Raw genomic sequence first — 11,787 nt, forward strand, 5'->3', positions numbered from 1 at the left:
CGGGGACGGTCGCGACCGGCGCCGCCTCCGCGAACGCCGGCGCCGCCCAGCTGCGCGACGGTCTCGCCACCCTCTCGTCCGGCACCGTCGAACTCCGCGACGGCCTCGCCGACGGGGTGCAGCAGATCCCGGAGTCCACCCCGGAGCTTCGCAGCCAGCAGGCCGACACCATCGCCGACCCCGTGAAGGTGTCGAGCGACAAGGTGGCGTCCGCGGAGGACTACGGCGCCGGACTGGCCCCCTTCTTCGCAGCACTGTCGGCCTGGATCGGCATCTACGCGCTGTTCCTCATCGTGAAGCCCATCTCACGCCGCGCCGTCACCGCCCTGCACTCCCCCGTGCGCATCACGCTCGCCGGCTGGCTCACACCCGCCATGCTCGGCGCCGTGCAGATGCTCGGGCTCATGGGCATCCTGGCGCTCACGCTCGGCTTCACGTTCGACCACCCCCTCGGCACGCTCGGGGTGTTGATGTTCGCTTCTGCCACGTTCGCGGCGATCATCCTGGCGCTGAACGTCTGGCTGGGCTCGGTCGGACAGTTCCTCGGCCTCGTGCTCATGGTGCTGCAACTGGTCACCGCGGGCGGCACGTTCCCCTGGCAGACGCTGCCCACCCCGCTCGCCGCACTGCACCACGTGCTGCCGCTCGGCTACGTGGTCGACGCGATGCGGCAGCTGATGTACGGCGGCGACTACGCCCGCGCCGGGTGGGATCTGGCCGTGCTCGCGCTGTGGCTCGTCGGTGCCCTCGTGCTCGCGGCGATCGGGGTGACGCGCATGACGCACCGCCGCACGCTGCGCGATCTGCAGCCCAGCCTGATCGGCTGACGCGGTCGCTCGCCGCGGGACGTGCCGCGGCGAGCGCGGGCGGGCTAGGATGCGAGAGCGCGGCCCTGAAACGCGCACCGGGGCTCGGTGGGACTGAGTCCCAACCGCGACCCGAAAGAGTTCTCGACGATGATGACCGTTTCGCCGGTGTCACCCGCACCCTCCCGCCCGTCGCTCGGTGTCCGCATCGGGCGCATCGCGTTCCTCGTCGTCGCCGCGATCGTGGTGATCGCGGTGGCCGCGGCGTTCTTCGTGACATGGACCATCCAGCGCTCGTTCCCGCAGACCTCGGGCACCCTGCGGCTGGACGGCCTCGCCGCCGAGGTGACCGTGCAGCGCGACGCGAGCGGGATCCCGACCATCACCGCCGACTCCTCGGAAGACCTGTTCTTCGCGCAGGGGTTCGTGCACGCGCAGGACCGCTTCTTCGAGATGGACTTCCGCCGGCACGTGACGTCGGGCCGCGTGGCCGAGCTGTTCGGCGCGTCCCAGGCCGGCACCGATGCGTTCCTGCGCACGCTCGGCTGGCGCAAGGTCGCCGAGGCCGAGGTCGAGGCGATGGACGACACGACCCGCGGCTACTACGAGGCGTACGCCGACGGTGTGAACGCCTACCTGTCGTCCCGGTCCGGAGCGGAGCTGTCGCTCGAGTACGCGGTGCTGGGCCTGCAGAACCCCGACTACGAACCGGAGCCGTGGGAGCCGGCCGACTCCGTCGCGTGGCTCAAGGCCATGGCCTGGGACCTCCGCACCAACGTCGAGGACGAGACGGAGCGCGCGCTGCTCGCGGGCGCCCTCGCCGACGGCGGCGACCCGGAGGACACGCATGCCCTGCTCGCGAAGCTGTACCCCTCCTACCCGTTCGACCGGAACCCGGTGATCGTGCCGCAGATCTCCACGGTGGAGCCGCTCGACACCACCGCAGACGCCGCCGCGTTCACCCTGCCGCCGAAGGACGGCGAGGTGCAGCAGGCCGTCACCACGATCGAGTGGCAGGAGACGGCGAACGTGATCGAAGCCGCGAGCGTCCTGGTCGGAGACGCCGGCGAGGGCATCGGCTCCAACTCCTGGGTCGTCTCGGGAGAGCTGACCGCGTCGGGCATGCCGCTGCTGGCGAACGACCCGCACCTCGGCGCCTCCCTGCCCTCGGTCTGGTACCAGGTGCAGCTGAAGTGCTCGACGGTCGACGCCGACTGCCCGTTCGACGTGGGGGGCTTCTCGTTCTCCGGTCTCCCGGGCATCGTGATCGGCCACAACCAGCGCGTCGCATGGGGCTTCACCAACCTCACCACCGACGTGACCGACCTGTACGTCGAGCGCATCGAGGGCGACGCGTACTGGCGCGACGGCGCGCTCGTGCCGCTCGAGGAGACCACCGAGACCATCGCGGTCGCTGGTGGCGACGACATCGAGCTCACGATCCGCTCCACCGTGCACGGCCCGATCATCTCCGGCCTCACCGACGACTTCACCGCGATCGCCGACGCGCCGGACCCCGCGCTCCGGGCCGAGGGCACCGCCCCCGCTCCACCGGGAAGCGACGCCGCCGAATACGCCCTGAGCCTGCGCTGGACGGCCCTCGATCCCGGCACCACCGCGACCGCGATCTTCGCCCTCTCCACCGCGCAGGACTTCGACGACTTCCGCGCCGCCGCCGCCCTGTTCGACGTTCCGGCGCAGAACCTCATCTACGCCGACGTCGACGGCAACATCGGCTACCAGACGCCGGGGCGGCTCCCCATCCGCGGGGCCGGCGACGGGTGGATGCCACAGCCCGGGTGGGACAGCGGCTACGACTGGACCGGCTACATCCCGTTCGAGGAGCTGCCCGTGGCGTACAACCCCGCGTCCGGCTACATCGTGACTGCGAACAACGCGATCGTCACCGACGACTACGAGTACTTCCTGTCGCGCGACTGGGACCAGGGGTACCGCGCTGCCCGCATCGCCCACCTGATCGAGCGCCGCGCGGCCGCCGCGCCGCTGACCGCGCAGGACCTGCGCGACATCCAGATGGACGGCGAGATGTGGATCGGCAAGCAGCTGGTCAGCGCCATGGGCGACGTCGAGGTCGACGGTACCGGACCGCGGACGGCCGTCGAGCTGCTCCGCACGTGGGACGCGCAGAACGACAAGACCTCCGCGGCCGCCGCGTACGCGAACGTGCTGTGGTCGCGCCTCGTGCAGAACCTCTTCGCCGAGCGCGCCGTGCCCCTGCCCACCGACGGCCAGGGACGGCTGTTCACCGTGGTCGGCGACCTGCTCGAAGACCCGTCCGACCCGCTGTGGCGCAACGACCGCATCGACGTCGACGGCATGCCCCAGATGCTGGCCCGGTCGGCCGAGGAGGCGTACGACGAGCTCGCCGCGCTGCAGGGCACCGACACGGCGCGCTGGAACTGGGGCGACCTGCACGCCATCACGCTCCGCAGCGGCACGTTCGGCTCGTCCGGCATCGCCCCGATCGAGGCACTGTTCAACCGCGGACCCTACCCGGTCGGCGGCGGCGCATCGGTGGTGGACGCGACCGGCTGGACCATCGGCGAGTCGTACGCCACCACGACCGTGCCCTCCATGCGGATGGTGGTCGACCTCGACGACCTCGACGCCTCCACGTGGATCCACCTCACCGGCGCCTCCGGTCACGCATACCACGAACACTACGTCGACCAGACGGAGGACTGGGCCTCGGGCGTACAGCGCCCCTGGGCGTTCACACCGGCCGCGGTCGAGCGGTCCGCGCGCGACACTCTGATCCTGGCCCCCGCCGGCTGAGAGACCCGCAGAGGTTCCTCGGCTAGCGTGGACCGGTGCCCTCCAGTTATCTCGCCCCGAAGGGGACGACCGCGACGCTGCTGGAGTTCGAGCACGGCGGCGCGACCCTCATCGCGGAGAGCTTCGGCGAGGGGCCGCACACCTACCTGCTGCTGCACGGCATCGGCATGGGCCGCAGCGTGTACCTCGACCTCACCCAGCGGCTGAACGGACGCGTGATCGCGCTCGACCTCCCCGGGTTCGGCGAAGCGCCCGAGCCCACGCGCACCCTCACCATGCAGCGCCACGCCGACCTGGTCGCCGCGTATCTGCGCCACGTCGACGCGGAACCCGTGGTGGTGATCGGGCACTCGATGGGCAGCCAGATCGCGGCCGAGCTCGCCGCCCGGCACCCCGAGCTCGTGGCGGGGGTGGTGCTCGCGGGACCGACGGTCGACAAGGCCGCGCGCAACATCGGGGCCCAGGCGCGCTACCTGCTGCAGGACCTCGTGGGCGAGCGGCCGCTCGTCATCTGGCGCGGCGCGCGCGAGTACCTCCGCGGCGGTCCGCACCTGATCCGCAAGATGCGGGCGACCATCGTGCATCAGCCCGAGAAGGCCTTCCGCCGCATCCACTGCCCCGTGCTCGTGCTGCGCGGGGAAGACGACCCACTGGCCCCGATGAGTTGGTGTCAGGTCATCCTCGACGCCATCCCCGGCGCGGAGCTCTCCGTGATCCCCGACCACGGGCACGGCACCCTCATCAGCGACTCCGAACCCGCCGCACGCCTGATCGAGGCGTTCGCCGACCGCACCTGACGCGCGGGCGAGGTCAGCCCGCGGCGGGCGGCGTCTGCTTGGACTCGGCGAGCTCGTCCACCACGAGCCCGCGCTGCTCGATCGTGCCGTTGCGATACGCCTGCCGTCCGACCATGTGCGCGGACAGGGGCGCCGTGGCGAACTGCATCAGCACCACCGGGGCGACCAGCACCAGGCCGAACAGCACGCCGCCGATCGACCGCTGCGACAGCGCGATCGCCACGCAGATCACCAGCAGCCCGAGCACCTGCGGCTTGGTCGCGGCGTGCAACCGCGTCGGCACGTCGCGGAAGTGCAGCAGCCCCACCGCGGCGGAGAGGCACAGCAGCGCACCGATCAGGATCAGCACCAGCACCGCGACGTCGATCACGGCGTCGGGGATCATCAGGCCGAACACGTTCATGGCGTCGTGTTGTCCCTTCTCGCGACGAACCGGGCGACCGCGATCGACCCGAACACGCCGACGGCGGCGATGATCAGCAGCACCGGGATGTTGCGGGTGTGACCGTTGATCGCCATCTCCGCGCCCAGCACGCACATGACCTCGGTGAGCAGCACGTCGGCGGCGACCGCGCGGTCGAGGATCGACGGACCGCGCACGATGCGGATGACGGCGAGGATCGCGGCGACACCGAACACCGCCATGATCACCAAGAGCAGCACGTTCATCGGGCACCCCCCACCCTGGCCGGATCGATGCGACCCGCGCGCTCGTCGGCCTTGAGGCGGCGGTACTGCGACGGGTCGCCCAGCGCGCGAACGACCCGCTTCTCCCAGCCGAGCACCCCCTGCCGCTGCTCCTCGACGTCTTCCTTGCTGCGCACGCCGATCACGTGCAGGTAGAGGATGCGCCGGTCACGGTCGGCCTCCACCACGAGCGAACCGGGGATCAGCGACGACACCACCGCGACGTGCGTCATGACGAGGTCGTCCGCGTACCGCAGGGGCACGGCGACGATCGCGGTGCCCGGCTGCCGGCGGAAGTCGAACACCTGCACCGTGACCGACAGGGCGCCGCGCAGCACTGCCCAGAGGAACTGCACGATGAACAGCGCGGCGTACCAGAGGTTCACGCGGCCGGACAGCTCGACCGTCGGCAGCCGGAACACGCGCGTCACGAAGATCGCGACCACGAGCCCGGTCAGGAACGCGAGCACGGTGAACTGCGCCCACAGCAGCATCCACAGCACGATCAGCCAGGCGAGGAACGGCAGCTGCATGCCGATGTCGCGCCACAGGCGCCGCGTCTCCGGCCTCATCCCTCCACCTCGTCTTCCAGTTGGACGAGGTTGACCGGCTGCAGCAGGCCAGCCCCGATGCGATCGCACAGAGCGTACAGCGGACCGGCGAAGATCGTCAGGGCCACCGTGACGGTGACCATGCCCGCGGTGGCGACCGTCATGATCTTCGGGATGCGCCTGGTCTCCTGCTGCTCGTCGGCCGCGGGTGCTCCCGTCAGGTAGGAGATGCGTCCCTCGGTCTCGGTGGAGTCCTCCTCCTCGCGCCAGAACGCCAGGTTCCACGCCCGCATGAGCGCGTACAGCGTGAGCAGCGAGGTGATGATGCCGCCGAAGATCAGCACGATCATCAGGGGCGTTCCCACGGAGGCGGCGGCCTCGAACAGCGCGAACTTGCCGATGAACCCGGAGAACGGGGGCAGGCCGCCGAGGTTGATGGCGGGGATGAAGTACAGCACCGCGATCACGGGCGCGATCTTGAGCAGTCCCTTCACCCGGAGGATCGAGGTGCTTCCCGCCCGACGCTCGATGAGTCCCACGGCGAGGAAGAGGGTGGTCTGCACGACGATGTGGTGCACGATGTAGTACACGGTGGCGCCGATCGCCGCGGGCGTCGCGATCGCCAGGCCGAAGATCATGTAGCCCACGTGGCTCACGAGGGTGAACGACAGGATCCGTTTCAGCTCCGCCTGCGCCACGGCACCCAGCACCCCGACGACCATGGTCGCCAGCGCGATGATGAGCAGCAGCGTGTCGATGCTGTTGGAGGCGAAGAGCTGCGTCTCGGTGCGGATCAGCGCGTACACGCCGACCTTCGTCAGCAGTCCGGCGAACACCGCCGTGACCGGGGCCGGGGCGGTCGGGTAGGAGTCGGGCAGCCAGAAGGAGACGGGGAAGATGGCGGCCTTGATGCCGAAGGCGACCACGAGCATCAGGTGCAGCACGAGCTGCGTGTCCTGCGGCAGCTCCGACATGCGCTCGGCGATCTGCGCCATGTTCACGGTGCCGAGGGCGCCGTAGATCATCGCGATCGAGGCGAGGAACAGGATCGACGACACGAGCGAGACCACGATGTACACCGCACCCGTGCGGATGCGCGACTCGGTGCTGCCCAGCGTGATCAGCACGTACGACGCGACGAGCAGGATCTCGAAGCCGACGTAGAGGTTGAACAGATCGCCCGCGATGAAGGCGTTGAAGATGCCCGCCGCGAGGATCAGGTAGGAGGGGTTGAAGATCGAGATCGGGGTCTCGTCCGCGCCGTCGGCGACGCCCTGACCGATCGAGAAGAGGAGGACCGCGAGCAGCACGACGCTCGACACGAGCACGAGCAGCGCGGCGAGCCGGTCGACGTAGAGCACGATGCCGAACGGCACCGGCCACCCGCCGACCGAGACCGCGAGCGGGGATCCCGCATCGACCACGACCAGCAGCACTGCGGCGATGACCGAGACGATCGCGAGGGTGGCGACCGTGACGAGCACCTGGAGACGGGCATTGCGCCCGAACACGAGGGTGACCGCGGCGCCCAGCAGCGGCAGGGCGACCAGGAGCGGGACGAGCGTGGTCATGACCTGCCCTCCCCGTCTGTCGTGTGGTCTGGATCCTCGTCGGCCTCGGGTTCGGGTTCGTCCTCCCGCTGCGCGCTGTACGGCGAGTCGTAGGGGGCGTCGTCGTGGATGTCGGGATGGTCGCGCATGTGCAGCACCGTGATGGGCGCGGTCTGCACGCCGACGAAGTCGGTGGTCGCCTCGTCGTCGTCGGTCTCCGACTCGTCGTCCATGAGGTCTTCGTCGGCGTCGGTGCGCTCGCGCAGGGCGATGTCGGCCTCGTCGTCCTCGACCGTGTCGGCCTGGCCGAGCTGCCAGGAGCGGTAGATGAGGGCGAGCAGGAACGCCGACACCGCGAAGGTGATCACGATGGCGGTGAGGGTCAGAGCCTGCGGGAGCGGATCGCTGAGGTCGCCGTTCGTGCCGAAGAAGGGGGCGTTGCCCGGCACGCCCATCACGATCAGCAGCAGCAGGTTCGTGGCGTTGCCGAGCAGCAGGAAGCCGATCAGCACCCGGGTCAGGCTGCGCTCGAGCATCGCGTAGACGCCGCACGCGAAGAGCACGGCCATGATCGCGATGAGGGCCAGGGAGACGTCCATCAGCCGTTCCCCCCTGTCCGCGAGGTGAAGTCGATCGCGGTGCTCTGACCGGGGCGGAGCGCGGACTGCCGGTCCACCTCGGCGCCGAGGCTGCGCAGCACGTCGAGCACGAGCCCGATCACCACGAGGTACACGCCCACGTCGAAGATCGTGGAGGTGACGAACTCCATGTGACCGATGCCCGGGATCTCCCACTCCCAGAAGGTGCTGGTGAGCGGGGCCATCCCGAAGAACAGCGGCACCACGGCCGTGCCGACCGCGAGGATGAGGCCCGCCCCGAGCAGGCGTCCGGCGTCGGTGGGCGCGGCGGCACCGAGCTCCCAGCGACCGCCGGCGATGTAGCGCATCACGAGCGCCATGCCCGCGACGAGTCCGCCGGCGAAGCCGCCGCCCGGCAGGTTGTGACCCGCGAACAGCAGGAAGATCGACACCACGATGATGGTGTGGAACAGGATGCGCACGATGACCTCGAGCAGGATCGACCTGTTCTCCGGCTTCATCTTCTGTCCGCCGACCAGCCAGGCGCGCGGGGCGCTGCGGTTCTCGGACGTCTGGAAGCGCACGCCGTCGGTGGTCTCGACGAGCGGACGGCTGCGGGCGGCCTTGCGCACGGAGCGCGGCAGGGTCTTGGTGGCGGCGAGCAGATCGGCGCGGTGGGTCACGAAGACGAGGGAGGCGACACCGGTCGCCGCGAGCACGAGCACCGACAGCTCGCCCATCGTGTCCCAGCCGCGCAGGTCGACCAGGGCCACGTTCACCACGTTCTTGCCGTGGCCGATCTCGTAGGCGATCTGCGGGAAGATCTCCGAGATCGGGTCGGCGACGCGCGACTGGGTGGCCACGATCGCGACGAACGCCATGGTGAGGCCGACGCCGATGCCGAGCAGCGCCCGGGGGATGCGGCTGACCGAGGCGTTGTGCTCGCCCATCCGCGCGGGGAGCCGCCGCAGCACCAGGGCGAACGTGACCATGGTGACCGTCTCGACGAGGATCTGCGTGAGCGCGAGGTCGGGTGCGCCGCTGGTCGCGAAGAGCACGACCATGCCGAGACCCGTGACCGAGGCGAGCACGACGCCGGTGTACCGCTTCCTGGCGCGCACCGCCACCACGCCCGCGACGGCCATGATCGGCGCGACCGCGAGCTGTGCCGGGGTGTGCCAGAGCGACAGCTGGTAGCGGTCGATGTCGCTCGCGATGAGCGCGGTGACCTCGGCCGCGACGAACACCACGAAGATCGTGCCGACGTAGACGGGCAGCGAGCCGCGCTGCGTGAGGGTGGTGCTGAGCACGGACAGCCGGTCGATGCCGCGCATCACGAGGTAGTAGGCGTCGGCGGCGGTGAAGGGCAGCAGGCGCGGGCGTCGGTCCCAGCCGCTGCGTCGCGTGAGCAGGAACAGCCCGATGCCCAGCAGGACCGTGAGGATCGAGATCCCGAGCGCTGGTTCGAACCCGTGCCAGAGCGCGAGGTGACCGGGGCCTTCGACGGCGGCGCCCTCGTGGTCGAGGCCGGGGTTCGCGGTGAGCGCGTAGGGCTGCAGGGCGATGTCGAGCGCGGGGGCGCCGATGCCCGCCGCGAGGGTGACCCCGGCGAGGATGATCGGCGCGGAGAGGAAGCCGACGGGCGGGTCGGGCCACGCGGTGTCGGGCAGCCGCTCGCCGCGGTCGTCGCGTTTGGTCCAGAACGCTCCCCACAGGAAGCGCACGCCATATGCCGCGGTGAGCATGGAACCGAGGACGACGCCGATCAGCGCCACGAGTCCCCAGATCGAGCCGCCCTGCGCGTCATCCAGGAGCGCCGTGAGCGTGGACTCCTTGGCGACGAAGCCGATGGTGGGCGCGATGCCCGCCATCGACGCGACCGAGATGAAGGCCGCGGTCGCCATGACCGGCGCCTGCCGTCCGACCCCGGAGAGCTCGGTGATGTCACGCGTGGAGAGCTGCCGGTCGATCACGCCGACGATCAGGAACAGCGCCGACTTGAACAGGGCGTGCCCGATCACGAGCGCGAGTCCGGCGAGGGCGGCGGCCTGCGTGCCGTAGCCGACCACGACGGCGAAGAACCCCAGCTGGCTGACGGTGCCGAAGGCGAGCACGCGCTTGAGGTCGGTCTCGCGCAGCGCCTGGATCCCGCCGAGCAGCATGGTGAGGATGCCGAGGCTGATGATGATCGGTCGCCAGGTGGCGCTCAGCGCGAAGATCGGGGCGAAGCGCGCGATGAGATAGATGCCCGCCTTCACCATCGCGGCGGCGTGCAGGTAGGCGCTGACCGGCGTGGGGGCGGCCATCGCACCGGGGAGCCAGAAGTGGAACGGGAACAGCGCCGACTTGCTGATGGCGCCGATCAGCAGCATCACGATGGCGGCGTCGATCAGGGGCCCGGTGGGGGCGAGCGCGAGGATCTCGCGGATGCTCGACGTGCCGGCGTCTACGACGAGCAGCACGACGCCGACGAACATCACCAGGCCGCCGAGGGTCGTCACCAGCAGAGCCTGGAGCGCGGCTCGACGGCTGGCGGCGCGGCGGCGGTAGTGCCCGATCAGGAGGTACGAGAGGATGCTCGTCACCTCCCAGAACATCACGAGCATCACCAGGTCGTCGGTGAGCACGAGGCCGTACATCGCGCCGGCGAAGCCGAGCAGCACCCCGGCGAACTGGCCGATGCCGGCCGCGTCGTCGTGGAAGTACCAGCGGCAGTAGAGCAGCACGAGCGCGCCGACGCCGGTCACGATCAGGGTGAGGACCCACCCGAGCACGTCCATGTTCATGGAGAGCGAGAGCCCGAGCTGCGGGATCCACGGCACCGACTCGAACGGCACGGGGCCGTCGAGCACCTGCGGCGTGAGCACCAGCGCGTGCACGAACGCGGCGGCGGGGACGAGCGCGGCGACGGCGAAAGCCTGTGCTCCCAGCCAGCGCACCAGAACGGGCAACAGCAGCGACCCGAGGAGGAACACGGCGAGGAGCATCAGCATATACGCGGCTCCTCGGGGCTCGTCGGCCTTGCGGCTCAGGCGGGCGGTGTCCGTCCAGTTTACCGGGATGATGGGGCCGGGCGGTTCGCGGGTCTGCGCGACGTGCCAGAGTGTTCGCATGCACGGGGGCGCACGGAGGGAGCTGGCGGGGTGGCTCACGGCCCTCGCGATCGCCCTCGTCGCGGCGGGTCAGCTCGCCGCATCGCCCCGCTCCTCGCTGCTCTTCCGTGACGGGGATTCCCTGGTCGTGGGACTGATCTCGCGCGCGGTCCTCGACGGCGGCGGGGTCGGCGAGTGGGCGCTGTCGAGCGTGCTGTTCCTTCCGGAGTCCGCCGTGCACGTCGCCCTCGGCGCGCTGCTGCCGCTCGACGTCGATGGCCTGCTCGCGGTGAACGCGGTGGTCAACCTGCTCGGGTTCTACGGCGTGGCGCGGCTCGTCGCCGGTCGTCGCCGCGCGGGTGCCGCCCCGGTCGCGTGGTCGCTCGCGGCGCTCGGGGTGTTCGCGCTTCTCGTGTTCACCGAGGTGTCGCCGTCGCGCGATGCCCTCGAGCTCGCGTCGCTCTCGCTCACGACCACCTACTACGCCGCGACCACGATCGGAGCGGTCGCCGCGGTCGGTCTGGCCCGGCGCTTCCTCGACCGCCCGGGCGGCGGGGTCGTGCTGCTCTGGGCGCTCGGCGCGACGGCCGCCGTGTCCACGCTGACCAATCCGCTGTTCGCGGCCTGGGCCACGGTGCCGCTGCTGGCCGTGCTGGTCGTGCTCGGGTTCTCCGTCCGGAGCCGGCGGCCCGCGCTGCTGCTCGGCGCTGCCCTGTTCGGCGGCACGCTGCTCGGCTTCCTCTGTCGCATTCCGTTCTCGGCATGGATCGCGAACACGGGCGCCGGTTACGTGCAGCCGTGGCGCTGGCGGGAGTCGCTCGAGCTGTACGCCGGGCTGTTCGCGGCCCGGCTCTCGACGCCGCCGGGGGTGCTCGCGCTGGTCGTGGCCGCCGCCCTCCTCGCCCTCGCGGTGGTGCGCATGCGGCGGGC

Annotated in this window: 9 protein-coding genes and 1 pseudogene; 4 read left to right on the forward strand and 6 right to left on the reverse strand. The window is 70.6% G+C overall.

Going from position 1 to position 11,787, the window contains the following annotated elements; translation table 11 throughout:
- The 3 genes from DW309_RS14410 to DW309_RS14420 all read left to right on the forward strand — a co-directional run.
- Nucleotides 1-827 (forward strand): YhgE/Pip family protein (locus DW309_RS14410; RefSeq protein WP_168387289.1); only part of this gene is annotated, 827 nt, incomplete at its 5' end.
- A 132-nt stretch (nt 828-959) separates the two neighbouring features.
- The gene (locus DW309_RS14415; protein ID WP_446724764.1) at nt 960-3,602 is read left to right on the forward strand and encodes a penicillin acylase family protein; all 2,643 of its coding nucleotides are present in this window, start codon (nt 960-962) and stop codon (nt 3,600-3,602) included.
- Between the two features lie 35 nt (nt 3,603-3,637).
- A complete protein-coding gene (locus tag DW309_RS14420; RefSeq protein ID WP_136033106.1) occupies nt 3,638-4,399 on the forward strand; it encodes an alpha/beta fold hydrolase in 762 nt (253 codons plus the stop codon).
- A 13-nt stretch (nt 4,400-4,412) separates the two neighbouring features.
- On the opposite strand, the gene mnhG is transcribed toward DW309_RS14420, so the two are convergent.
- From mnhG to DW309_RS14450, 6 genes are read right to left on the reverse strand one after another with little or no spacing between them, the layout of a single operon-like run.
- Complete coding sequence (gene mnhG / locus DW309_RS14425) at nt 4,413-4,802, reverse strand: monovalent cation/H(+) antiporter subunit G (protein WP_136036515.1); 390 nt, start codon at nt 4,800-4,802, stop codon at nt 4,413-4,415.
- The gene (locus DW309_RS14430; protein ID WP_136033102.1) at nt 4,799-5,068 is read right to left on the reverse strand and encodes an MrpF/PhaF family protein; all 270 of its coding nucleotides are present in this window, start codon (nt 5,066-5,068) and stop codon (nt 4,799-4,801) included. The genes mnhG and DW309_RS14430 overlap by 4 nt, the downstream gene beginning before the upstream one ends.
- Nucleotides 5,065-5,658 carry a Na+/H+ antiporter subunit E gene (locus DW309_RS14435; RefSeq protein WP_136045762.1) on the reverse strand — a complete coding sequence of 198 codons (594 nt, stop codon included), beginning with the start codon at nt 5,656-5,658 and terminating at the stop codon, nt 5,065-5,067. The genes DW309_RS14430 and DW309_RS14435 overlap by 4 nt, the downstream gene beginning before the upstream one ends.
- Nucleotides 5,655-7,208, reverse strand: coding sequence for a Na+/H+ antiporter subunit D (locus DW309_RS14440; protein ID WP_136033097.1), 1,554 nt, complete (start codon nt 7,206-7,208; stop codon nt 5,655-5,657). Before DW309_RS14440 ends, DW309_RS14435 begins: the two co-directional genes overlap by 4 nt.
- The gene (locus DW309_RS14445; protein ID WP_136033094.1) at nt 7,205-7,786 is read right to left on the reverse strand and encodes a Na(+)/H(+) antiporter subunit C; all 582 of its coding nucleotides are present in this window, start codon (nt 7,784-7,786) and stop codon (nt 7,205-7,207) included. Before DW309_RS14445 ends, DW309_RS14440 begins: the two co-directional genes overlap by 4 nt.
- Entirely contained in the window at nt 7,786-10,758 is a 2,973-nt protein-coding gene (locus tag DW309_RS14450; RefSeq protein ID WP_136045763.1) for a Na+/H+ antiporter subunit A, read from the reverse strand. Before DW309_RS14450 ends, DW309_RS14445 begins: the two co-directional genes overlap by 1 nt.
- A 118-nt stretch (nt 10,759-10,876) precedes the next feature.
- On the opposite strand from DW309_RS14450, the pseudogene DW309_RS14455 reads away from it, so the two are divergent.
- A pseudogene (locus DW309_RS14455) lies at nt 10,877-11,787 on the forward strand (hypothetical protein); the annotation flags it as partial.

Origin of the sequence: Microbacterium sp. K41, from assembly GCF_004794395.1 — a bacterium.
Lineage (GTDB): Bacteria > Actinomycetota > Actinomycetes > Actinomycetales > Microbacteriaceae > Microbacterium > Microbacterium sufflavum.